Source organism: Streptomyces sp. NBC_00443 (assembly GCF_036014175.1).
Taxonomy (GTDB): Bacteria; Actinomycetota; Actinomycetes; order Streptomycetales; family Streptomycetaceae; genus Streptomyces.
The window spans coordinates 4,423,208-4,446,093 of sequence record NZ_CP107917.1; the positions used below are offsets into that span (position 1 = coordinate 4,423,208).

The following is a 22,886-nucleotide window of genomic DNA, read 5'->3' on the forward strand; positions in this document are numbered from 1 at the left end:
CTGTGGTCGCGGAGATCCGAAAGGTTGCCGTGGAGGTCTTGACTGATCGGTGTGCAACTCGGGGACATCACGCGGATGTTGTCCATCCTGTTGGCATGGATCGCCCCCCACCGCCACCATGCCCCCCGTCACGACCGTATGGTTTCCGCCATGGCAGTCCCAGAGGTCATCCCGATCGCCTACGAGCCGCACGGCCGTACCGAGGCGATCGGTTGTTACGCGGACGGACAGTTCTTGGGCTCGGTCACGTACGCCTTCCCCAAGGATTTCGACCTCGGCGCCGGCTGGGAAGAGCACAAACGCCTGTACTCGGTACTGCACACCTTCGACCCCGAGGGCCGCTACCGCGACTCGGAGATCTGGTGCGCCGGCACCTGGGCCGAGCAGATGCGCGCCCCGCACGGACCCGACTCGGTCCTCGCCCGCGCCCGCGCCCACCTCGCGACCCGGCTGCGCAGCCTTCCCCGCCGTACGTATACGGACATCGCCGTCCGTCCCTTCCAACTCACCGTCGACGGCGTGCTGTTCGGCCTGGTGACGGACGAGGACGACGGCGAGGTCTGGGCCGAGCTGTACCCGGACCACCTGGGCTTCGGGGCGCCCTGGGACGGTTCGTACGACACCTGATCGTTTGCGCCTCTATGCCTGGACACCCCCGAGGCGCTATACATTGCGAAGATCATGTAAGGCCATCAAGTGGGGGGATCCATTCATGGCACTCTTCGGGAACGCGCACACCATCGACCAGGGGCAGGCGCAGCAGGACTACGCACGTCTGCTGGGCCACGGTGAGCAGGTGCACGCGGCGTACCTGCTGATACGGGACACCATCCTGTTCACCGACCGCCGTCTGATCCTGGTCGACAAGCAGGGCATCACCGGCAAGAAGGTGGAGTACCACTCGATCCCGTACCGCAGCATCACGCACTTCGCGGTGGAGACGGCGGGCACCTTCGACCTGGACGCCGAGCTGAAGATCTGGCTCTCGGGGTCGGCGACGCCGGTCCAGAAGACGTTCACCAAGGGTGTCGACATCTACGAGGTGCAGGCGATCCTGACGCAGTTCGTGGCGAAGTAGCCGTACGTCCGGCCCCGCCGAGGTCGCCCGACTCGGCGGGGCAGCCATAATCGGCCGCACGATGATCCCGCAGCCCCGCCACCTCCTGACCGACGTCCTCGCCCTGGGCGCCCGCTATCCCCTCGTCCTGGCCGGCGAGTACGCGGTCCGGGCGCACGGTCTTACGTCGCGGGAGTCGGTGCAGGGGCCGCTGGAGGTGGCGACGGAGTCGCCCGAGCCCATGGACCGGATCGCCGCCGACATGCTGCGCGGCCTGACCGAACTCGGCTGGTGGGTACGCCCCCTGGAGACCGACCCGCTCTCCGCCCGACTGCTCGTCACCGCCCCGGACGCCGGTGACGACCTCACGGGAGGCCATGCCGAGGAGCACACGCTCGACCTCCTGAAGGAGACTCTCTGGCACCCGCCGGTCACCACCGGCCTCGGCCCGGCCCTCTCCCTGGAAGACCTCATCGGCACCAAGGTCCGCGCCCTGACCGACCGCGGCACCGCACGCGACCTGATCGACGTCTACGCCGCCGCGGCCCACTGGAGCTTCCCCGACCTGGAGGAACAGGGCCGCCGCCACGCCTGGGACGAGTTCGACCCGGCCGACCTCCAGTCCCGCCTGGAGGCGACTGAGCTGCTGGACGACCGGACGTTCACCGCCCGGGACCTCACCGCGGAGTCGGTGGCAGCGCTGCGCCAGTGGGTCCGGGCATGGGCCGACGACATCGCCGAACGCCTCCTGGAGGAGGAAGCGCTCAGGCCACCGGCGGAGGACGGGTGACGGCACCGCCGCCCGGACTCAGCGCGCCTCCCTGCTCGTGACCTTGCCCTGCGCCGCGTCGGGCTCGTCGGCCTTGTCCGCCCTGTCTGCCGCCTCGACCCCGTCGGTCGTGCCGGTCGTGCCGGTCGCGGCCGTCGTAGCGGCTCCGTTGCGGCGGATGAAGGCCACGCCGAGCACCGCCAGGAGGGAGGCCGCGGACAGGGTGTAGAGGCCGCCGTTCGTGCTGCCGGTGCTGTCCTTGAGGTAGCCGAAGAGGGTGGGGGAGACGAAACCGCCCAGGTTTCCGAGGGAGTTGACGACCGCCAGACCGGGCGCGGCGATCTTCAGGTCCAGCCCCGATTGGGCCATCGGCCAGAACAGGGTGGCCGCGCACTTGCCGCCGACCGCGGCCAGGGTGATGGCGGCCAGGCCGAACCAGGGGGAGCCCAGGGTGGCCAGGAAGGTGCCGAGGGCGGACAGGACCAGGGCGATGGCGAGGTAGGGGCGGCGGTCGGGGGTGCCGTCGGTGAAGTGGCTGACCGTGTACATCGCGATCACGGCGCAGATCCAGGGGATCGCCGAGAGCAGGCCGACCTGGAACGGCGACAGTCCGCCGATCTCCTCGACCAGACTCGGCAGCCAGAAGGTGATGGCGTAGCCGGTGAGCGCCATGGCGAAGAAGACCGTGGTCAGCACGGCGACCTGCTTGTGGAACAGAAGCCTGAGACGCGACACCTTCGGGGCGCGGCTGCGGGCCTCCTCGTCACGGGCGACCGCCGCGCCCAGCGCGTCCTTCTCGTCCCGGGTGAGCCAGCGGGCGTCCTCGATGCGGGAGACGAGGAAGAACCCGGCGATGAAGCCGACGACGATCGAGAGCAGTCCTTCGAGCGCGAACATCCAGCGCCACCCGGCGAATCCGCCGACGCCGTGCAGTTCGAGCAGGGCGCCCGTGATCGGCCCGGTCACGATGTACGCCGTGGCGGAGCCGCCCAAAAAGATAGCGCTTGCCCGACCGCGGCTGGAGTCCGGCAGCCACTGGGTGAAGTAGAGGAGGACCCCGGGGAAGAAGCCTGCCTCCGCGACTCCGAGAAGGAAGCGCAGGCCGTAGAACATCCACACGTTGTGGATGAAGCACATCGCCACGATCACCGCACCCCAGGTGATCATGATGCGGGTCAGCCAGACCCGGGCACCGAAGCGCTCCAGCAGCATGTTGCTCGGCACCTCGAACAACGCGTACCCGATGAAGAAGAGGCCGGCGCCGAGCCCGTACGCGGTGGCGCTCACCCCGACGTCGGCCCGCAGCTCGTCCTGGACGAAGCCGACGTTCGTCCGGTCCATCTGGTTGACCAGCAGCATCAGGACGAGGATCGGCAGCATCCGGCGCAGGAACTTACCGACGGCACGGCGTTCGGCGTCGGGTATCACGACTTCCGACATCGTTGTCTTCCCTTCGGTCGTGCACATACATGAAAGCGCTTCACATACGCGGGCCTGGGGAACGTTACGGAGGCGCGCCTTCCGGGTCAACGGGTTGAGCTGATGTCCATACATGTGAATGCGGGGCGGACGTGTGCGCACACATCCGCCCCGCGCCGTTCGGGTGGGGTCAGGTCGAGTCAGGTGCCGGTGTTCGTCGCCTCCGGGTCGACGCCCACGGTGATCGTCGCCTGGACTCCCTTGGCGAGGTCGTTCTTCTTGTACTTCAGCTGCAGCAGGCCGCCGGTGGTCCCGCTCTGGTCGTAGATCGTGTCCTCGTCGAGCGTGGTGCGCTCCGTCGTGGACGTCGAGTACGGCTCCTCTTCGGCACAGAGCAGGACCGTCTCCTCGTCGAAGAAGAACTGGCCGGTGTGGCAGGTGGTGCCGCCCTCGTAGCCGGCGTCCGTCCACTCGCCGCTGACGTGCACCTTGGTGTGGATGTGCACGCAGCGGCCCTGGTACCAGCCCGGGAAGACGGTCTTGAAGGTGACGAAGCCCTTGCGGTCCGTCCTCCAGGTTCCGCGCAGATAGCGGGTGTCGCTGGTCGGCTCCTCGTGCCCGCCGCCACCGCCGCCGGCCGGCGGCTCCCCGACCGGGGAGCCGCCGGCCGGCGGCTCCCGGTCGGGGTGCCGGACGGCACCGCGGTGGGCGTGCCCGAGGGGGCATCCGTGGGCGGGGTGCCGCCCCCGCCGCCGTTCGAGAAGGACTCGTAGCCCGAGTACAGGCCCAGCGCGTCGCAGTGCCAGATGTCCACGGCCGCGTTACCGACCGGCTTGCAGCTCTCGGCGTCGATCACCTTGATGCGGAGGGTGAGCGGGATGCCCTCCTTGTCCTCGGTGATGTCCTGGCGGAGCTTGTCGGCGTCGATGTAGTAGGGGCCCTCGGTGGTCTCCGAGGTGAGCTTGTAGCAGGTCTCCGCGGCGCTGGAGCTGCTGCTCGCCGACGTCTTCGTGCCCTTCGCTCCCGACTCACCCGCGAACGCGCCCGCCGCGAGCGTGCCGCCCAAGCCGACCGCCGCTGCGGCCCCCGCACTGGCGGCAACGACCTTACGACGCGTCAGATCCCTTTTGTGCTTCGGCTCTTGGGCCGTGTGGTTTCCCGTCATGCCCCGGGACGCTAGGTAAGAGCGCTGTAAGGGGCATGGGCGTGGGCTGTGGTTACCTGTGGAACCTGAAAGGGCCCGGAACCGATCACGGTTCCGGGCCCCTTGCTCAGCCGCCTACTTCGGCTGCGGCTTGCGCACCGTCAGGTGCAGCTCCTTCAGCCGCGCCTCCTCCAGCTCCGTCGGCGCGCCCATCATCAGGTCCTGGGCGTTGCCGTTGAGCGGGAAGGCGATCGTCTCGCGGATGTTCGGCTCGTCGGCGAGCAGCATGACGATGCGGTCGACGCCGGGGGCGATGCCGCCGTGCGGCGGGGCGCCGAAGCGGAACGCGCGCAGCATGCCGGCGAACTTCTCCTCGACGGTGTCGCGGTCGTAACCGGCGATCTCGAAGGCCTTGAGCATGATCTCGGGCTCGTGGTTCCGGATCGCGCCGGAGGACAGCTCGACGCCGTTGCAGACGATGTCGTACTGCCAGCCCAGGATGTCCAGCGGGTCCTGGTTCTCCAGGGCCTCCAGGCCACCCTGCGGCATGGAGAACGGGTTGTGCGAGAAGTCGATGGCGCCGGTCTCCTCGTCCTTCTCGTACATCGGGAAGTCGACGATCCAGCAGAACCGGAAGACGCCCTCCTCGAAGTGCCCGGCACGCTTGGCGGCCTCGACCCGCACCGCGCCCATGATCTTCGAGACCTCGTCGAACTCGCCCGCGCCGAAGAACACGGCGTGGCCGGCCTCCAGACCGAGGCGCTCGGTGAGGACCTTGACGTTCTCCTCGGTGAGGAACTTGGCGATCGGGCCGGTCAGCGAGCCGTCCTCCGCGACACGGACCCAGGCCAGGCCCTTGGCGCCCTGCGAGACGGCGAAGTCACCGAGCTGGTCGAAGAACTTGCGGGGCTGCGCGGAGACGTCCGACACCGGCAGCGCACGCACGTGCTTGCCGGCGAACGCCTTGAACTCCGAGCCCTCGAACACGTCGGTGATGTCGACGAGCTCCAGCTGCGCGCGCAGGTCCGGCTTGTCCGAGCCGTACTTCAGCATCGCCTCGCGGAACGGGATCCGCGGGAACGGCGAGGTGACGTGGCGGCCGCCGCCGAACTCCTCGAAGAGCTCGGTCATCAGCTGCTCGATCGGCTGGAAGACGTCCTCCTGCTCGACGAAGCTCATCTCGACGTCGAGCTGGTAGAACTCGCCCGGCGAGCGGTCCGCGCGGGCGTCCTCGTCACGGAAGCAGGGCGCGATCTGGAAGTAGCGGTCGAAGCCGGAGATCATCAGCAGCTGCTTGAACTGCTGCGGCGCCTGCGGCAGGGCGTAGAACTTGCCCGGGTTCAGACGGGAGGGGACGACGAAGTCGCGGGCGCCCTCGGGGGAGGTCGCGGACAGGATCGGCGTCGCCATCTCGTTGAAGCCCAGCGCCGTCATCTTGTGGCGGATCGCCGAGATGACCGACGTACGCAGCAGGATGTTGCGGTGCATGCGCTCGCGGCGCAGGTCCAGGAAGCGGTACTCCAGGCGCCGCTCCTCGTTGACCCCGTCCTCGGTGTTGATGGTGAAGGGGAGCGGGGCGGCCGCGCCGAGCAGCTCGACCTCGCCGACCTCGACCTCGATCTCACCGGTGGGCAGCTCGGAGTTGATGTTCTCGGTGCCACGGGAGACGACCTTGCCGTCGACGCGGACCGTGGACTCCTTGGACAGCTTGTCCAGGGCCTCGTACGCGGGCGTGCCGGGACGGGCCACGAGCTGCGTGATGCCGTAGTGGTCGCGCAGATCGATGAAGAGGATGCCGCCCAGGTCGCGCCGATTGTGCAGCCAGCCACTCAGTCGGACGTCGGTGCCGACGTCAGAGGAGCGGAGCTCGCCGCAGGTGTGGGACCTGTACCGATGCATCGTCGTTCATCCAGTCTTCGCGGATCGGGGGGCCTGTTTCACGTGAAACTTTCCGTGAAACTCCCCCCAGCCTACCGGGGACCCCAAGATCGGCTCCCCACCATTTGGCGGTGCCCGCGGGCCCTTCCGGACCAGGTGCCCCGTACAGCTTCGGTGGCAGTGTGCGATCACCTCTTCTTAGAGTGGGGCAATGCGCACTGATGAGCCCCTGCCCGCCGTGGGGGAGGTTCTGGCCGCCCTCGCGACCGGACTGTGGCACTGGAACACCGCCACGGGACTGGTCACGGTCGACGCGGAGGCGGCAAGGCTGCTCGGGCTGCCCCCCGAACAGGCCACCCTCAGCCAGGCCCAGGTGCGCGCCCGCCTGCACCCGGTCGACTGGAACGAGATCAGCGGGGTGATCCAGCTCGCCGTGGCCGAGGGCACGCTCGGCGAGGCGCGGGTGCGGATCATGGACGAGCGGGGCCGGGTGATCCGGCTCGGCCGCAGCCGCTTCCACGCCTCGTTCGACCGCGGGAAGAAGTCGTACGAGGTGACGGGCTCCCTCCAGGAGGTCACCGAGCCGGTGCCGGGCACCTCGGCCGGGCGTACGGCGGTCACCGGCGACTGGCGGCGCTCGCGGGAGGCGTTCCTGCTGGACGCGGGCCGGGCGCTGGCCGAGGCGCGGTCCACGGCGGAGGTGCTGCGGGTCGCGGCGGGCCTGTCGATGCCGGGCTTCTCACCGGACGGCCTCGCGGTGTTCGGGGTGACGGGCGACCGCCTGACGATCATCGGCCATCACGGCCACCAGCCCGGCGACGAAAGCCCGTTCACACACATGGCCCTGGAGACGGACTACCCGGCCGCCGAGGTCGTCCGCACCGGCCGTGCCGTCTATCTCTCCTCACCCGAGCAGTACCACCACCGCTACCCGGTCACCTGGCCGCTCGCCGCGCACTTCAACCGGCAGTCCTGGGCGTTTCTGCCGCTGACCGTGGCGGGCCGCACGATGGGCGCCTGGATGGCGGCGTTCACCTATCCGGTCGCCTTCACGCCCGACGAGCGGTCCGTGCTGACGACGGTGGCCCGCATGCTCGCCCAGGCCCTCTCACGCGCCGAGGCCGCCGAGTCCGCGCGGGAGCTGACGGACGGCCTCCAGCGTTCGATGCTCCCTCAGCTGGGCCCCGAGATACCGGGCATGAGCGTGGCGGCACGCTATGTCCCGACCGGCGGCGGGCTTCAGGTCGGCGGTGACTGGTACGACATGATCCCGCTGCCTGGGGGCACCTCCCGGACGAAGTCTGAGGGAGGCCGCTTCGCCCTCGTCATCGGTGACGTCCAGGGCCATGACGTACGGGCCGCGGGCCTGATGGGCCAGCTGCGGATCGCGCTGCGCGCCTACGCCTCCGAGGGCCATCGCCCCGACGCCGTGCTCTCCCGCGCCTCGCGCTTCCTGCACGGCATGACGTTCGGCTCTCTCGACGAGGACCCGACCGATCTGCGCTTCGCGACCTGCCTGTACGTCGAGGTCGACCCCACGACCGGGCTGCTGGACATCGCCCGCGCCGGCCACCCGGACCCGGCGATCCGCATGGTCGACGGCACGGTGCTCGCCCGCCCGACGGCCGGCGGTCTCCCGCTCGGTATCGACCCGGATGCCGACTACCCGACGACCCGGATCACCCTGGAACCCGGCGAGACCATGCTGATCTGCACGGACGGCCTGATCGAGACCGGCGGCCACGACCTGGAGACCGGCTGGAAGCGCATCCGCACGATCCTGGAGGACCACGACGGCGACCTGGAGGAACTGGCCGACGCCCTGGTCCAAGCCGTCCACGGCCCGTCCTCCCACCACACCACCGGCCCGCTCGCCGACCGGCGCGAGGACGACATAGCGGTACTGCTGCTGCGGCGGCAGGAGGAGGGTGCGGCTGCGGTGATCCGGTCGCCGTACGGCCGACGGTCCGGCGCACCATGCTGTCGGTGGCGCAGGCCGAGCCGGAGCGGGTCGCGGTGGCCCGGCAGCAGCTGCGGGAACTGCTGCACGACTGGGCCTGCGACGACCAGGTGGACTCGGCGGTCCTGCTGCTGTCCGAGACGCTGACGAACGTCCTCGTCCACACCGACTCCGACGCCCTGCTGCTGGCCGAGGTGCGGGGCGAGCCGGGGGAGCGCCGGATGCGCGTCGAGGTGACGGACACCAGCGACGACCTTCCTCACCGGCGCCGACCCGGCGAACTGGCGTCGTCCGGGCGGGGCCTGCTGCTGATCGAGCTGCTGGCTCACGCGTGGGGTGTGGACCCGCGGGGCGAGGGCAAGAGCATCTGGTTCGAGCTCTACGAGTCCGAGGGCGCCGGGGGCTCGGCCGGGTCGGGGGGCACGGACGGGTCGGGAGGCGCCGCCGGTTCGGAGCGCTCCGAGTCGCCGTAGCGCTCTCTCAGTTCGTGCACGACTCCGGTGGCGGCTGCGGTGAGCGGCACGGAGAGCAGCATGCCGAGGATGCCGGCCACGGAGGCCCCCGCGGTGATCGTCACCATGACGACGGCCGGGTGCATCTGGACGGTCCGGCTCTGGATCGCGGGCTGGAGCACATGCCCCTCCAGCGCCTGCACGGCGAGCACCACGCCGAGCACCCACAGCGCGATGACGAACCCCCGGTCGGCGAGCGCGACCAGCACGGCGACCCCGCCTGAGATGAAGGCGCCGAGGTAGGGGATATAGGCCCCGACGAAGACGAGCGCGCCGAGCCCGACCGCGCCCGGGACGTCGAGGATCAGCAGTCCGACGGTGATGCACAGGGCGTCGATGAGGGCGATGAGGGTGGTCCCCCGCATGAACCCCTCCACGGCCCGGAAGGCCCGCCTGGCCATGGCCTCCGCGAGGTCGCCGCTCCCGGCCGGGACCACGGCCCGCAGCGCGTCGGCGGCCCGGTCGGAGTCCCGCAGGAAGAAGAAGACGAGCAGCAGCGCGAGCACCGCGATGGCGATGGTCTCGCCCACGACACTGACCCCGCTGATGACTCCGGAGGCGGCCGTCCCGCCGAACTTGGCGAGCAACTCCCTGGCGTTGGACGCGAGATCGTCCAGCGAGGTCCCGGCGGCCCCGAAGTGGCCTGTGAGGTCCCGGCCCGCCTGCTTGAGCGAGGCGACGATCTCGTCGCCGCTGTCCACGATCGCGGCGACGACGATGTAGACCGCCCCGCCGACGACGGCCACCACGGCGACGCAGGTGAGCCCGGCGGCGACCGACCGGTTCACCTTGGCCTTCACCAGCCGCCGGTACAACGGTTCGAGCAGCGCCGTTCCCAGCATGGCGAGCAGCACGGGCACCACGGCCGTACTGAACTCCACGGCCAGCCGGATCCCGACGTAGACGACCCCGGCGACGAGCAACACGACGACGCACCAGGCGGCGAGCCGCCGGACGGGATCGGGGAGCAGCGGGGTGGGGGCCTGCACGATTCCAGCGGATCATGCGCGGAGCGACGCTGTCGTGCGCGGGCGGACCGGGTGGGTGACGGGACGACGGAAGGCCCGCAGCCGCACCGGGGAGGGTGGCGCGGAGGCGGGCCTGCTCGTGTCGGCGGGTCCAGCGGGTCCAGCGGGTCAGGCGGGTCAGGCCTTGGACGGACCGTCGGCGCTCATCCCGTGCACGGCCGGAATCGTGCCCAGCCGGCCCTTCTGGAAGTCGTCGAAGGCCTGCTGGAGTTCGTCACGTGTGTTCATGACGAACGGGCCGTAGTGGGCCATCGGCTCCCGGATCGGCTGCCCGCCCAGGAGGACGACCTCCAGGTCCGGCGTGTGGGAGTCCTGCTTCTCGTCGGCGCGGACGGTCAGGGAGCCGCCGCTGCCGAAGACCGCCGTCTGGCCCAGCTGGACGGGGCGGGCTTCCGCACCCACCGTGCCGCGACCCGCGAGGACGTACGCGAGGCCGTTGAAGTCCTCCCGCCACGGCAGGGTGACCTCCGCTCCCGGGGCCAACGTCGCGTGGATCATCGTGATCGGGGTGTGGGTGATGCCGGGGCCCTGGTGGCCGTCCAGCTCGCCCGCGATGACGCGCAGCAGCGCGCCGCCGTCAGGGGTGGTGAGCAGCTGGACGTTGCCGCCGCGGATGTCCTGGTAGCGCGGGGCCATCATCTTGTCCTTGGCCGGGAGGTTCACCCACAGCTGCAGGCCGTGGAAGAGACCGCCGGACATGACGAGGGACTCCGGCGGGGCCTCGATGTGGAGGAGGCCGCTGCCCGCGGTCATCCACTGGGTGTCGCCGTTGGTGATGGTGCCGCCACCGCCCTGCGAGTCCTGGTGGTCGAAGATCCCGTCGATGATGTACGTGACGGTCTCGAAGCCGCGGTGCGGGTGCCAGGGGGTGCCCTTGGGCTCGCCCGGCGCGTACTCCACCTCGCCCATCTGGTCCATCATGATGAACGGGTCCAGGTGGCGGTAGTTGATCCCGGCGAACGCGCGGCGCACCGGGAAGCCCTCACCCTCGAAACCGCTCGGCGCGGTCGTGACGGTCAGCACGGGACGGGCCACGGCGTCGGCGGGCGCGGCGACGCGCGGCAGCGTCAGCGGGTTCTCGACGGTCACTGCAGGCATGTCGGTACCTCCTTGTGCGTCCACTTTAGTTGAGCATTGAACTTCTTGCTACCCCTAACGGGAAGAACCCGGAGGGCATTCCCTCCGGGCACAGCCGAAGGCCGACACCCAAGGTGGGTGCGGCCTTCGTCACAAGGACCGGTGCTGCGGGAGCGGCTCAGTGTGCCAGGAAGAGCGCGGACTCGGAGGTCAGACGACCGGTTCCGGCTGCTTCTCGGGTGTGCCCTCCGGGGCGGCGGCCGGCTTGCGCCGGTCGTCCCGCATCACCAGCGTGGCCAGCAGCGCCGCCGCCAGGACGCCGATCGCGCTGACCGTGAAGGTGGTGGACATCGAGGCGGTGAAGGCCTCGCGGGCCGCCGCGACCAGACCGGCGTCGCCGCCGGCCACCGCCCCGGCGATCGAGTGCTTCGCCTCCTGCGGCGTCCCCTCGGGCATCCGGTCCGCGAAGCCGCTCGACAGCAGCGAGCCGAGGATCGCGATGCCGAGCGCGGTGCCGGCCTGCTGGATGGTGTCGTTCAGGGCCGAGCCGACGCCCGCCTTGTCCTCGGGGATGGTGCCCATCAGTGCGCCGACCGCGGCCGGCATCGCGAGGCCCGCGCCGAGGCCGAGGAGACCGAGCGCCACCGCCGGGACCGTGAAGCCGGAGTCCGCCGACACCGTGGCCATGAGGGCGAAGCAGGCCACCATCACCAGCATCCCCGCGAGAATCACCCACCGGTTGCCGTACTTCGCGGCGAGCTTGACGCCCACGCCGTTGCCGAGCAGAGCGGTGATCGCCAGCGGCAGGAAGGCGAGGCCCGCCTCGAGCGGCGAGTAGCCGAGCACGAACTGCAGGTACTGGGTGAGGACCAGCAGCAGACCGCCGTTGCCGATCTGCACGAGCGCCAACGAGAGCGAACCGCCGCTGAAGTTGCGGTGCTTGAACAGGACCAGCGGGACCATCGGGGACTTCGTGACGTTCTCCCAGACCACGAAGCCGACCAGCGAGCCGAGCGCCACCACCAGGGTGAGCGTGGAGCGGCCGCCCAGCGCACCGTGCTGCGGGAGCTCGATGATCCACCAGACCAGGGCCGTCATCCCGACCGCGGACAGCACCGCGCCCAGCGGGTCCGCCTTCTGCCAGGGCGCCCTGGACTCCGGCATCAGCGTCAGAGCGGCGACGATCGCCAGTACCACGATCGGCACGTTGATGAAGAAGATCGACTGCCAGGAGAAGCGGTCGATCAGGACGCCGCCCAGCACCGGGCTGCCGACCAGGCCGAGCATCGACACCGAGCTCCAGGCCGCCATCGCCTTGCCGCGCTCCTCCTCGTCGAAGACGGTGATGAGGATCGACAGGGTTGACGGCATGATCAGGGCCCCGCCGACACCCATCGCGACGCGCACGGCGATCACCTCGCCGGGGCTGGTGCACCAGGTCGCGGCCAGTGAGGCCGCCCCGAAGAGCAGGAGCCCGATCAGCATCACCTTCCGGCGCCCGAACCGGTCGCCCAGGCTGCCGGACGTGAGCAGGAGTCCGGCGAAGACCAGGATGTAGGAGTCCAGGATCCACTGGGTGTCCTGGGCGCTCGCCCCGATGTCCCCGGTCATCACGGGCACCGCGACGGTCAGCGCCATGCTGTCGACGACCAGCACCAGCGTGCTCAGGCAGAGCACGATCAGGATCCACCAGCGGCGTGGATCACGAGTTCCCTTGACGTCCATGACGTTCCCCTCCATGACGCTCTCCCCGGCTCTGTGAACACCGTTCCTTCGTTGCGAACACTGTACGCATGGCGGAACGGTGTTCGCAACCGCCGATTCCTGTACGCTCGATGCGAACGACGTACGCAGGGATGCGAATACGCAGGGATGCGAAGGAGTGCCGATGGCCGCCAGGACGACGAAGCAGAGCCCCATCCCCTCCGTCTGGGCCCGGCCCCAGCGCGAGTCCGACCAGCCGGCGCTCAGCCGCGCCACGATCGTGCGCGAGGCGATCGCCATGCTGGACGCCGAGGGTGTCGAGGCGCTGAGCATGCGCAAGCTCGCGACCCGGCTGAACGCCGGCGCCGCCTCCCTCTACCGGCACGTCGCCACCAAGGACGAGCTGATGGAGCTGGCCGTCGACGAGGTCGCCGCCGAGATCCACGTACCGCCGGCCGACAGCCCCGACTGGCGCGCGGCGGTCGCGGAGGCGGCCCACTCGTTCCGTACGACGGCGCTACGGCACCCGTGGCTGTCGTCGGTTCTCGGCCAGGCCGGGCTGGCCTACCTCGGCCCCAACCTCATGGCGTACTCGGAGCGGCTGGCCGCGCTGTTCACGGCAGCGGGCTTCCAGGACCCCAACGGCGCGATCGACGCCGTCCTGTCGTACGTCATCGGCATGAGCACCACCGAGGGCGCCTGGCTCATCACGGTCGCCCGCTCCGGCGAGACCGAGGCGGACTTCATCGCCCGCCTGCTGCCCGCCGCCCAGCAGGCCGTCGCCGACCATGAGCACCTGGCCCGCGGGTACACCGGCGTGGAGAAAGCCGCGGCCGACCCCGTGGCGCTGCGGGACGGAAAGTTCGCCGCCGCCCTGGAGATCGTCCTCGACGGACTGGCGCTGCGGCTGGAAGCAACGGGGCCCGAGCGCCCCTAGGGGCGCGGGGCCGTATCAATATGCGGCTCCGCCGCATGGGCGCGACCGGCCACAACGAACCCGCGGACGCCGGACAGCCCGGCGCGGCATCCCGCGAAGCGCTACCCGTACATCCGGCGCATCGCGAACTCGACCATCTGCTCCACGGCCTTCGCGTCGAAGACCATGCGGTGCTCGCCCTCCATGTCGAGGACGCAGCCGTAGCCGGTCGGCAGCAGGTCGATCACCTCGGCGCCGGTGATGACGAAGTACTTGGACTCCTTGCCCGCGTACCGGCGCAGCTCCTTCAGCGAGGTGAACATCGGGATCACCGGCTGCTGGGTGTTGTGCAGGGCGAGGAAGCCCGGGTTGTCGCCGCGCGGGCAGTAGACCTTCGACGTCGCGAAGACCTGCTGGAAGTCCTCGGCGGACATCTGCCCGGTGGTGAAGGCCCGCACCGCGTCCGCGAGCGAGGGCGGTGACGGCTCGGGGTACAGGGGTGGCTGCTGGCCATAGCCGCCGACGCCGCCGGGCATGGGCTGCTGCGGCGAGGCGTACTGCTGCTGAGCGCCGACGTTCTGGTCGTAGCCGTACATGGACGCAAGAGTACCGAGAGCGGCGGGCAGAGCGGGCCGGTACCGGGGCCGCTACGGGGGCTCCGGCAAAACCGACAGCGAGTCGACAGCCGCCGCACTGCCTTCCGACAGCTGTCCCTCACTAGCGTCTGTCGTATCGGGAGTATCGGGAGGGGTGCCGGAACGGCACCGCACCAGCGAGGGGACAGCCATGGGCCGACACCACGCCGACGAGGTCCACGACGGCGAAGTCCACGAGCACGACAGAGGGCTCTCGTACGACCTTCCCGTCCTCGCCCGCCGGCGCATGATCCGGCTGATGGCGGGGGCGAGCCTGGTCCCGCTGGTGGGCTGCACCTCGCAGGACGGGACCTCGTCGTCCTCGGCCTCCTCCGCCAAGGGCTCCGCGTCGTCGTCCGCGTCGTCGTCCGCCGCGTGCGCGACCATCCCGGACGAGACCGCCGGCCCCTTCCCCGGCGACGGCTCGAACGGCGTGAACGTCCTCAAGGAGAGCGGTGTCGTCCGCAGCGACATCAGAAAGAGCTTCGGCGACTCCGCGGGCGGCACCGCCGAGGGCGTGCCCCTGACCGTCACGCTCACGGTCGTGGACGCCGCCTCCGGCTGCGGGACGCCGAAGAAGGGTGCCGCGGTCTACATCTGGCACTGCGACCGGGCCGGCGACTACTCCCTGTACTCCGAGGGCGTCACCGACGAGAACTACCTGCGCGGCGTCCAGGAGACCGACGACAAGGGCCAGGTCACCTTCAGGAGCATCTTCCCGGGCTGCTACGCGGGCCGCTGGCCGCACATCCACTTCGAGGTCTACGGCAGCCTGGCGGACGCCACGGCGGCCACGTCCATCACCAGCACGTCGCAGCTCGCCTTCCCCAAGGACGTCTGCGACACGGTCTACGCCTCGGACGGCTACGACGAGAGCGTGCGCAACCTCGCCGGTCTCTCCCTGGAAACGGACGGCATCTTCAGCGACGGTTACGACCAGCAGCTCGCCGAGACGAAGGGCAGTGCGGCGGAGGGTTACACGGCGACACTGACGGTTCCGGTGTGACCTGTCACAGATTGCGGATCGGGGTTGCGTCTTATTACTGACGGGTAGCATCATCGTAGCTACTTGTTGGTACGTGAACTAGCGCGAGGAACCAAGTGCCTCGCCGACCCTCTACGGAGCCGTGACCATGGGGCACTACAAGTCGAACCTCCGCGACATCGAGTTCAACCTCTTCGAGGTACTCGGACGCGACAAGCTGTACGGCACGGGTCCGTTCGAGGAGATGGACGTCGAGACCGCGAAGAGCATCCTCGAGGAGCTGACCCGGCTCGCGGAGAACGAGCTGGCCGAGTCCTTCGCCGACGCCGACCGCAACCCGCCGGTCTTCGACCCCGAGACGAACACCGCGCCCGTCCCGGCGTCCTTCAAGAAGAGCTACAAGGCCTTCATGGACTCCGAGTACTGGCGTCTCGGCCTGCCCGAGGCCATCGGTGGCACGACGGCCCCGCCGTCCTTGATCTGGTCGTACGCGGAGCTGATCCTCGGCGCGAACCCGGCCGTGTGGATGTACACCTCCGGCCCGGCGTTCGCCGGCATCCTCCACGACGAGGGCACCGACGTCCAGAAGAAGATCGCGCAGATCGCCGTCGAGCGGACCTGGGGCTCCACCATGGTGCTCACCGAGCCGGACGCCGGCTCGGACGTGGGCGCCGGCCGCACCAAGGCGGTGCAGCAGGATGACGGCTCCTGGCACATCGAGGGCGTCAAGCGCTTCATCACGTCCGGTGAGCACGACATGGAGGAGAACATCCTCCACTACGTGCTGGCCCGCCCCGAAGGCGCAGGTCCGGGCACCAAGGGCCTGTCCCTCTTCCTCGTCCCGAAGTACCTCTTCGACTTCGAGACCGGCGAGCTGGGCGAGCGCAACGGCGTCTACGCCACGAACGTCGAGCACAAGATGGGCCTGAAGGCCTCCAACACCTGCGAGATGACCTTCGGCGACCAGCACCCCGCCAAGGGCTGGCTGATCGGCGACAAGCACGACGGCATCCGCCAGATGTTCCGCATCATCGAGTTCGCCCGCATGATGGTCGGCACGAAGGCGATCTCCACGCTCTCGACGGGCTACCTGAACGCCCTTGAGTACGCCAAGGAGCGCGTCCAGGGCCCCGACCTCGCGAACTTCATGGACAAGTCCGCGCCCAAGGTCACCATCACCCACCACCCGGACGTGCGCCGCTCGCTCATGACGCAGAAGGCGTACGCGGAGGGCATGCGCGCGCTGGTGCTGTACACGGCGTCGGTGCAGGACGCGATCGCCGTCAAGGAGGCCGCGGGCGAGGACGTCAAGACCGAGCACGCGCTGAACGACCTGCTCCTGCCGATCGTGAAGGGCTACGGCTCCGAGAAGGGCTACGAGCAGCTCGCCCAGTCGCTGCAGACCTTCGGCGGCTCCGGGTTCCTGCAGGAGTACCCGATCGAGCAGTACATCCGCGACGCCAAGATCGACACCCTGTACGAGGGCACGACGGCGATCCAGGGCCAGGACTTCTTCTTCCGGAAGATCGTCCGCAACCAGGGCGCCGCGCTGAACTCGCTCGCCGAGGACATCAAGAAGTTCCTGGCGCTCGGCGAGGGCGGCGAGGAGCTGGCCGGTGCCCGCGAGCACCTCGCGAAGGCCGCCGTCGAGCTGGAGGCGATCGTCGGCCTGATGCTGACGGACCTCGCGGCCACCGAGCAGGACGTCAAGAACATCTACAAGGTGGGCCTGAACACCACCCGCCTGCTGCTGGCCTCCGGTGACGTGGTCGTCGGCTACCTGCTGCTCAAGGGTGCCGCGGTCGCCGCGGAGAAGCTTCCGACGGCCTCCGCCAAGGACAAGGCGTTCTACGCGGGCAAGATCGCCGCGGCGAAGTTCTTCGCGGCCAACGTCCTGCCGGGCGTCACCGGTGCGCGCAAGCTCGCCGAAGGCGTCGAGCTGGACCTGATGGAGCTGGACGAGGCCGCCTTCTAGTCGGCCCCTTCCAGTCGGCGGCCCCTTCCAGTCGGCGAAGGGGCGTCGGCGAAGGGGCGCCCTCACCGCCCCTTTCCAGCCACCTGTTCCAGTCACTCACGGACATTCCACATCGCCCTTACGAGGGCCCGCTCCCCTTCACCGGGAGCGGGCCCTCGTACGTCGTTAAGGTGAACCCCATGAGCGAACCCCCCCGCTTCGACCGCGGCCACACCGACGACCTCATGTCCTTCCTGGCGGCGAGCCCCACGCCGTACCACGCCGTGGCGAACACCGCCGAACGGCTGGAAAAGGCCGGATTCAGGCAGGTCTCGGAGACGGACGCCTGGGACGGGACGAGCGGCGGCAAGTACGTGCTGCGCGGTGGCGCGATCGTGGCCTGGTACGTCCCCGAGGGCGCGGCGCCCCACACGCCGTACCGGATCGTCGGCGCCCACACGGACTCCCCCAACCTGCGCGTGAAGCCGCTGCCCGACACCGGAGCGCACGGCTGGCGGCAGGTGGCCGTGGAGATCTACGGCGGACCGCTCCTGAACTCCTGGCTCGACCGCGACCTGGGCATCGCCGGCCGGCTGACGCTGCGGGACGGTACGACCCGGCTGGTGAACGTGGACCGGCCGCTGCTGCGCGTCCCCCAACTCGCCATCCACCTGGACCGTTCCGTGTCCGCGGAAGGGCTCAAGCTCGACAAGCAGCGGCATCTGCAGCCCATTTGGGGCCTCGGCGGCGACGTGCGCGACGGCGACCTGATCGCCTTCCTGGAGGAGACGGCCGGGCTCGCGGCGGGCGAGGTCGCCGGCTGGGACCTGATGGTGCACTCCGTGGAGCCGCCGGCCTACCTGGGCCGGGACAAGGAGCTCGTCGCGGGCCCGCGCATGGACAACCTGCTCTCGGTCCACGCCGGAGTGGCGGCGCTGGCCGCGGTGGCCGGCTCGGGCGCCGGACTGCCGTACATCCCGGTGCTGGCCGCCTTCGACCACGAGGAGAACGGCTCGCAGAGCGACACGGGCGCGGACGGGCCGCTGCTGGGTGGCGTACTGGAGCGCTCGGTGTTCGCGCGCGGGGGGTCGTACGAGGACCGGGCGCGGGCCTTCGCCGGCACGGTCTGTCTGTCCTCCGACACGGGCCACGCGGTCCACCCCAACTACGCGGAGCGCCACGACCCGACGCACCACCCGCGCGTCAACGGCGGGCCGATCCTGAAGGTCAACGTCAACAACCGCTACGCGACCGACGGTTCGGGCCGGGCGGTGTGGGCGGCGGCCTGCGAGAGGGCCGACGTGCCCTTCCAGTCCTTCGTCTCCAACAACTCCATGCCCTGCGGCACGACGATCGGCCCGATCACCGCGGCCCGGCACGGCATCAAGACCGTCGACATCGGCGTGGCGATCCTTTCCATGCACAGCGCGCGGGAGTTGTGCGGCGCGGAAGACCCGTGGCTGCTGGCGAACTCGTTGGTGGCGTTCCTGGAGGGGTAGTTCCTGGGCGGTGGGGTACCCGCCTCCGACCGGAACCACCGGACCGGACAGGGAGGCGACAACTCATGGGCCTCGGCGGGTGCATCATCCTCATCGCCGCGGGAGCCATCCTCACGTTTGCAACGGACTGGGAGATGGAGGGGGTCAATCTCGACCTGGTCGGGATCATCCTCATGATCGTGGGGCTCATCGGCGTCACGACGTTCAGCAGCATCGCCAGGCGCAAGCGCGTGGTGGTACCGCCGACGACCCCGGTCGTCGGCGAGCAGCCCCACCGGCGGGACGGCTACAGCGACGGTTACGGCGCCTGAGACTCCGCCCCGCTGTCCGTCCCGGCGAGCACGATCTCAGGGTTGAGGTGGAGGGTGCGGGAGAGGTCGGTGCCCGCACCCTCACCCTCACCCGAGAACAGCAGCTCGGGCGGGCGGCGGCGACTAGGAGCCGCGTCGAAGGGCCATGGATGAACTCCAGATACCGACCTGTGAGCCCGGACGCCGGACGAGGTGTCAGGGGATCCGCTGCCCGGCAGGCCTAGCGCAACGCGTGCCCGGTCGTCGCGTCCACATGGTCCGGCACCTCGTCGTGGTGGTCGCCGACGGTCAGGGTGCCCGTGGGTTCGAAGAGGAGGATGGCCGCGGGGGCGGGGGCGTACGGCTTGTGTTCGGTGCCGCGGGGGACCGTGAAGACGGCGCCCTTGGGGAGGACGACCGTGCGCTCGCCCTGGGGCTCCCGCAGGGCGATGTGCAGTTCGCCCTCCAGGACCAGGAAGAACTCGTCGGTGTGGTCGTGCACGTGCCAGACGTGCTCGCCGTCGACCTTGGCCACGCGGACGTCGTAGTCGTTGACGGCCGTCACGATGCGCGGGCTCCAGGTCTGCGTGAAGGAGGCGAGGGCGTCGCCGAGCGATATGGGTTCCATGTGCTCAGCGTGCGGGGTGGTCCGGGAACCGCGCGAGTGCTAGGAATCGCATATGGCGCAAGGATCCTCTCAGCAGCCGTCCACGCACCGCGTCGCCGTGATCGTCGACGAGGGCACCAACCCCTTCGAGGTCGGCGTCGCCACCGAGCTGTTCGGGCTGCCGCGGCCCGAGTTGGGCCTCGCCGGGCCGCTGTACGACGTGACGCTGTGCGCGCCCGCGCGTGAGGTGCGGATGAACCACGGGTTCTTCACGCTGACCGGGGTGCCCGGGCTGGACGTGGTCGACGCGGCGGACACCCTCGTCGTGCCCGGCCGCCCGGACAACGTCGTGCCGCGTGGCGCCGCCGTGCTCGACGCCATCCGGCGCACGCACGCGCGTGGCGCACGCGTGATGAGCCTGTGCACCGGAAGCTTCGCGCTCGCCGAGGCCGGGCTGCTCGACGGGCGACGGGCCACCACGCACTGGCGCTGGGCCGATGCCTTCCGGGAGCTGCATCCGAGAGTGCTGCTGGAACCGGACGTGCTCTTCGTCGACGAGGGCGACATCCTCACCGCCGCGGGCAGCGCCGCCGCGCTCGACCTGTGCCTGCATGTCGTACGGCGGGACCATGGCGCCGAAGTAGCCAATGCCGTGTCCCGGCGGCTGGTGTTCGCCGCGCATCGGGACGGCGGGCAGAAGCAGTTCGTGGAGCGGCCGCTGCCGGACGTGCCGGACGAGTCGCTGGCGCCGCTGCTGACGTGGGCGCAGGAACGGCTGGGGGAACCGCTGACGGTGGCTGACCAGGCGGTGCGTGCGGCGGTGTCGCCGGCCACCCTGCACCGGCGTTTCCAGGCCCAGCTCGGGACGACGCCGCTGGCCTGGCTGACGGGGGAGCGGGTGGCGCTCGCGTGCCGCCTGATCGAGCGCGGGGAGGAACGGCTGGACGTGGTGGCGGCGAGGAGCGGACTGGGCACGGCAGCGAACCTCCGCGTGCGCGTGCGGCGCGAGACCGGGCTCAGCCCGTCGGCCTACAGGCGGCGTTTCGGACCGGGCGGCGGGGAACCCCTCGTGTCATGAGATTCCTCGTACGCGACCGGCTCCTCGGCTTCGGTGACGACTACTGGATCGAGGACGACCGGGGCAACAAGGTGTTCCTCGTCGACGGCAAGGCGATGCGGCTGCGGGACACCTTCGAGCTGAAGGACGCCCAGGGGCACGTCCTCATCGACATCCACCAGAAGATGCTCGCCCTGCGCGACACGATGGTGATCGAGCGGGCCGGTGAACCGCTCGCCACGATCCGCCGCAAGCGGCTGTCCCTGCTGCGCAACCACTACCGGGTGTCCCTGGCGGACGGCAGCACGGAACTCGACGTCAGCGGCAAGATCCTCGACCGGGAGTTCGCCGTCGAGTACGACGGCGAACTGCTGGCCGTCGTCTCCCGCCGGTGGCTGCACGTGCGGGAGACCTACGGCGTGGACGTCGTACGGGACGACGCGGATCCGGCGCTGCTGATCGCGGTGGCGGTGTGCGTGATCCACCTGGCGGAGAAGGAGCGAGGGGACGACTGACGGGCGAGGCGGTGCTGACGGGCGGCGGCCGGGGAGGCCGGTGCGCCGTCAGCGACGCGGCGCCGTCAGCCCCAGCATCCGGTCCTTGAGCGCCGGGAACTGATCCCGTGTCACCGCGACCTTCCCCGGGTCGAACTCCACCGTCAGGACCTGCTCCCCCGCACCGGCCTGCGCCAGCACCTCGCCCCACGGATCGACCACGATCGAGTGACCGGCCTGTGGAACTCCCGCGTGCGTCCCGGCCGTTCCACAGGCAAGCACGAACGCCTGGTTCTCCACCGCCCGCGCCTGAGCCAGCAGCGTCCAGTGCGCCCGGCGGCGCTCCGGCCAGCCCGCCGGAATGACCAGGGTCTCGGCGCCGGCGTCGACGAGGCCGCGGAAGAGTTCGGGGAATCGGAGGTCGTAGCAGGTGGCCACACCCAGGGTCGTCCCGGGCAGCCGGACCGTCACCAGTTCCTCGCCCGCGCCCATGAGCACCGCCTCGCCCTTGTCGAAGCCGAAGCGATGGATCTTGCGGTACGCGGCGGCCAGATCACCGGAGGGGGAGAAGACCAGAGAGGTGTTGTAGAGCGGCCCTTCGGGGTCACGCTCAGGGATCGAGCCGGCGTGCAGCCACACGCCCGCGTCGCTCGCGGCCTTCGCCATCGCCTCGTACGTCGGCCCTTCGAGCGGCTCGGCCTCGCTGCCGAACTCCTCGTAGGCGAACGCCCCGGTGGTCCACAGCTCGGGCAGCACGACCAGATCCGCACCCGCCTGGTCCCGCACCAGCGAGGCGACCCTCACCCGACGCGATTCGACCGATTCGTCCTCATTGACGTCGATCTGAAGCAGAGAGGCGCGCACACTACCACCGTCCTGGCATTCGAGCGGTCCACACGGGCATCCACGCGGGGCCTACGATCGTCACACGAAAGCACTGCCGGGGTGCCTCACAGCAGCGTAACTTAGCGTTTCAAGACACCCGCCGACAGCAGCCGCCGCCCACTGGCACCGCCGCCACAACTGCCCGCGTACCGACGTTCCAACCGCCGAGGGGTCCCGTTTCCGTGAGTCTGCATCCCACCCTCCAGCCCTACGCCGACGCCTGGACCCACTCCATCGAAGCGATATCCGAGCTGGTGACGCCGCTTGTGGAGGGCGAGTGGAATCGGCGCACGCCCTGCCCCGGCTGGTCGGTCCGCGACGTCGTGTCCCATGTCATCGGGCTGGACTGCGAGATGCTCGGCGACCCGCGTCCCATCCACACGCTTCCGCGCGACCTCTTCCACGTCACCAACGACAACCAGCGCTACATGGAGATGCAGGTCGACGTCCGCCGCCACCACACGGCGCCGGAGATGACCTCGGAGCTGGAGTACACGGTCATCCGCCGCAACCGCCAGCTGCGCAACGAGTCCCGCGACCCCGGCACGAAGGTGCGCGGCCCGCTCGGGGCGGAGCTCACTCTCGAGGAGTCGATGCGGACCCACGCGTTCGACATCTGGGTCCACGAGCAGGACCTGCGCGCGGCCCTCGGCCGCCCCGGCAACCTCGACTCCCCGGCGCGCACGTCGCCCGCGACGTGCTGCTGGCCAAGCTGCCCGACATCGTCGCCACCAAGGCGGACGCGCCCCGCAGTTCGGCGATCGTGCTCGACGTGCACGGCCCGATCGAGTTCCTGCGCACCATCCGTATCGACATCCAGGGCCGCGGCACTCTCGAAACGGCCCCCGCGCTGGGCCCCGCCGCCACCCTCACCCTCGACTGGGAGACCTACGTCCGCCTGGCCTGCGGCCGCATCACGCCGGAGTCGGCGGCGGACCGGCTCAAGTCGGAGGGCGACGCGGACCTGACCGCGGCGATCCTGCGGAACTTCACGGTCACGCCGTAGGAGTCCGCAG

General features: G+C 70.0%; 19 protein-coding genes and 3 pseudogenes. 13 read left to right on the top strand and 9 right to left on the bottom strand.

All coding sequences use genetic code 11. The features are described from left to right. Positions 1-150: 150 nt before the first annotated feature. The 3 genes from OHO27_RS19795 to OHO27_RS19805 all read left to right on the top strand — a co-directional run bounded on the left by OHO27_RS19795 (position 151) and on the right by OHO27_RS19805 (position 1,847). On the top strand, positions 151-627 hold the full coding sequence (locus tag OHO27_RS19795; RefSeq protein WP_328425748.1) for a hypothetical protein: 477 nt from the start codon (positions 151-153) through the stop codon (positions 625-627). Positions 628-712: 85 nt separating this feature from the next. Continuing rightward, positions 713-1,078 carry a PH domain-containing protein gene (locus OHO27_RS19800; RefSeq protein ID WP_093907565.1) on the top strand — a complete coding sequence of 122 codons (366 nt, stop codon included), beginning with the start codon at positions 713-715 and terminating at the stop codon, positions 1,076-1,078. Between the two features lie 61 nt (positions 1,079-1,139). Further along, a complete protein-coding gene (locus OHO27_RS19805; RefSeq protein WP_328425753.1) occupies positions 1,140-1,847 on the top strand; it encodes a nucleotidyl transferase AbiEii/AbiGii toxin family protein in 708 nt (235 codons plus the stop codon). An 18-nt stretch (positions 1,848-1,865) separates the two neighbouring features. On the opposite strand, the gene OHO27_RS19810 is transcribed toward OHO27_RS19805, so the two are convergent. The 3 genes and pseudogenes from OHO27_RS19810 to aspS form a co-directional block, all read right to left on the bottom strand. Next, entirely contained in the window at positions 1,866-3,266 is a 1,401-nt protein-coding gene (locus tag OHO27_RS19810) for an MFS transporter (RefSeq protein WP_328425755.1), read from the bottom strand. A 179-nt stretch (positions 3,267-3,445) separates the two neighbouring features. Beyond that, positions 3,446-4,410 (bottom strand): annotated as a pseudogene (locus OHO27_RS19815) (intradiol ring-cleavage dioxygenase). Positions 4,411-4,524: 114 nt separating this feature from the next. Next, positions 4,525-6,288, bottom strand: a complete 1,764-nt coding sequence (gene aspS, locus OHO27_RS19820) for an aspartate--tRNA ligase (protein ID WP_328425757.1) — start codon at positions 6,286-6,288, stop codon at positions 4,525-4,527. A 190-nt stretch (positions 6,289-6,478) separates the two neighbouring features. On the opposite strand from aspS, the pseudogene OHO27_RS19825 reads away from it, so the two are divergent. Continuing rightward, positions 6,479-8,700, top strand: a pseudogene (locus OHO27_RS19825) (SpoIIE family protein phosphatase). Here OHO27_RS19825 and OHO27_RS19830 read toward each other — a convergent pair. The 3 genes from OHO27_RS19830 to OHO27_RS19840 form a co-directional block, all read right to left on the bottom strand. After that, the gene (locus OHO27_RS19830) at positions 8,607-9,728 is read right to left on the bottom strand and encodes an AI-2E family transporter (protein ID WP_328425759.1); all 1,122 of its coding nucleotides are present in this window, start codon (positions 9,726-9,728) and stop codon (positions 8,607-8,609) included. The pseudogene OHO27_RS19825 and the gene OHO27_RS19830 sit on opposite strands and share 94 nt — an antisense overlap. Positions 9,729-9,884: 156 nt before the next feature. Further along, positions 9,885-10,865 (bottom strand): pirin family protein, encoded by a 981-nt coding sequence (locus OHO27_RS19835; RefSeq protein WP_328425761.1) that lies wholly within the window; start codon positions 10,863-10,865, stop codon positions 9,885-9,887. 189 nt (positions 10,866-11,054) lie between these two features. Continuing rightward, entirely contained in the window at positions 11,055-12,584 is a 1,530-nt protein-coding gene (locus OHO27_RS19840; protein WP_328425763.1) for an MFS transporter, read from the bottom strand. A gap of 148 nt (positions 12,585-12,732) precedes the next feature. Here OHO27_RS19840 and OHO27_RS19845 point away from each other — a divergent pair, with 148 nt between their 5' ends. Then, positions 12,733-13,485: a TetR/AcrR family transcriptional regulator gene (locus OHO27_RS19845; protein ID WP_328425765.1), complete on the top strand. Its 753-nt coding sequence runs from the start codon at positions 12,733-12,735 to the stop codon at positions 13,483-13,485. Positions 13,486-13,586: 101 nt separating this feature from the next. Here OHO27_RS19845 and OHO27_RS19850 read toward each other — a convergent pair whose 3' ends face one another. Continuing rightward, a complete protein-coding gene (locus tag OHO27_RS19850) occupies positions 13,587-14,060 on the bottom strand; it encodes an SseB family protein (protein ID WP_328425767.1) in 474 nt (157 codons plus the stop codon). Positions 14,061-14,250: 190 nt separating this feature from the next. Between OHO27_RS19850 and OHO27_RS19855 the strand changes: the two genes are divergently transcribed. From OHO27_RS19855 to OHO27_RS19870, 4 genes are all read left to right on the top strand, one after another. After that, positions 14,251-15,105 (top strand): intradiol ring-cleavage dioxygenase, encoded by an 855-nt coding sequence (locus tag OHO27_RS19855; protein ID WP_328425769.1) that lies wholly within the window; start codon positions 14,251-14,253, stop codon positions 15,103-15,105. Between the two features lie 127 nt (positions 15,106-15,232). Further along, entirely contained in the window at positions 15,233-17,059 is a 1,827-nt protein-coding gene (locus OHO27_RS19860) for an acyl-CoA dehydrogenase (RefSeq protein ID WP_328425770.1), read from the top strand. Positions 17,060-17,238: 179 nt separating this feature from the next. After that, positions 17,239-18,537: a M18 family aminopeptidase gene (locus tag OHO27_RS19865; protein WP_328425771.1), complete on the top strand. Its 1,299-nt coding sequence runs from the start codon at positions 17,239-17,241 to the stop codon at positions 18,535-18,537. A gap of 65 nt (positions 18,538-18,602) precedes the next feature. After that, positions 18,603-18,848, top strand: a complete 246-nt coding sequence (locus OHO27_RS19870; protein WP_328425773.1) for a DUF6458 family protein — start codon at positions 18,603-18,605, stop codon at positions 18,846-18,848. A 220-nt stretch (positions 18,849-19,068) separates the two neighbouring features. On the opposite strand, the gene OHO27_RS19875 is transcribed toward OHO27_RS19870, so the two are convergent. Continuing rightward, complete coding sequence (locus tag OHO27_RS19875; RefSeq protein ID WP_328425775.1) at positions 19,069-19,455, bottom strand: cupin domain-containing protein; 387 nt, start codon at positions 19,453-19,455, stop codon at positions 19,069-19,071. Positions 19,456-19,507: 52 nt separating this feature from the next. On the opposite strand from OHO27_RS19875, the gene OHO27_RS19880 reads away from it, so the two are divergent. Both OHO27_RS19880 and OHO27_RS19885 read left to right on the top strand, forming a co-directional pair. Continuing rightward, positions 19,508-20,512, top strand: coding sequence for a helix-turn-helix domain-containing protein (locus OHO27_RS19880; RefSeq protein WP_328425777.1), 1,005 nt, complete (start codon positions 19,508-19,510; stop codon positions 20,510-20,512). Beyond that, positions 20,509-21,006 carry an LURP-one-related/scramblase family protein gene (locus OHO27_RS19885; protein ID WP_328425779.1) on the top strand — a complete coding sequence of 166 codons (498 nt, stop codon included), beginning with the start codon at positions 20,509-20,511 and terminating at the stop codon, positions 21,004-21,006. The genes OHO27_RS19880 and OHO27_RS19885 overlap by 4 nt, the downstream gene beginning before the upstream one ends. A gap of 48 nt (positions 21,007-21,054) precedes the next feature. On the opposite strand, the gene OHO27_RS19890 is transcribed toward OHO27_RS19885, so the two are convergent. Continuing rightward, positions 21,055-21,849, bottom strand: a complete 795-nt coding sequence (locus tag OHO27_RS19890) for a carbon-nitrogen family hydrolase (protein WP_328425781.1) — start codon at positions 21,847-21,849, stop codon at positions 21,055-21,057. Between the two features lie 287 nt (positions 21,850-22,136). On the opposite strand from OHO27_RS19890, the pseudogene OHO27_RS43160 reads away from it, so the two are divergent. Continuing rightward, positions 22,137-22,589 (top strand): annotated as a pseudogene (locus tag OHO27_RS43160) (maleylpyruvate isomerase family mycothiol-dependent enzyme); the annotation flags it as partial. Next, positions 22,568-22,876: a hypothetical protein gene (locus OHO27_RS43165; RefSeq protein ID WP_443059568.1), complete on the top strand. Its 309-nt coding sequence runs from the start codon at positions 22,568-22,570 to the stop codon at positions 22,874-22,876. The pseudogene OHO27_RS43160 and the gene OHO27_RS43165, both read left to right, overlap by 22 nt. Positions 22,877-22,886 lie beyond the last annotated feature (10 nt).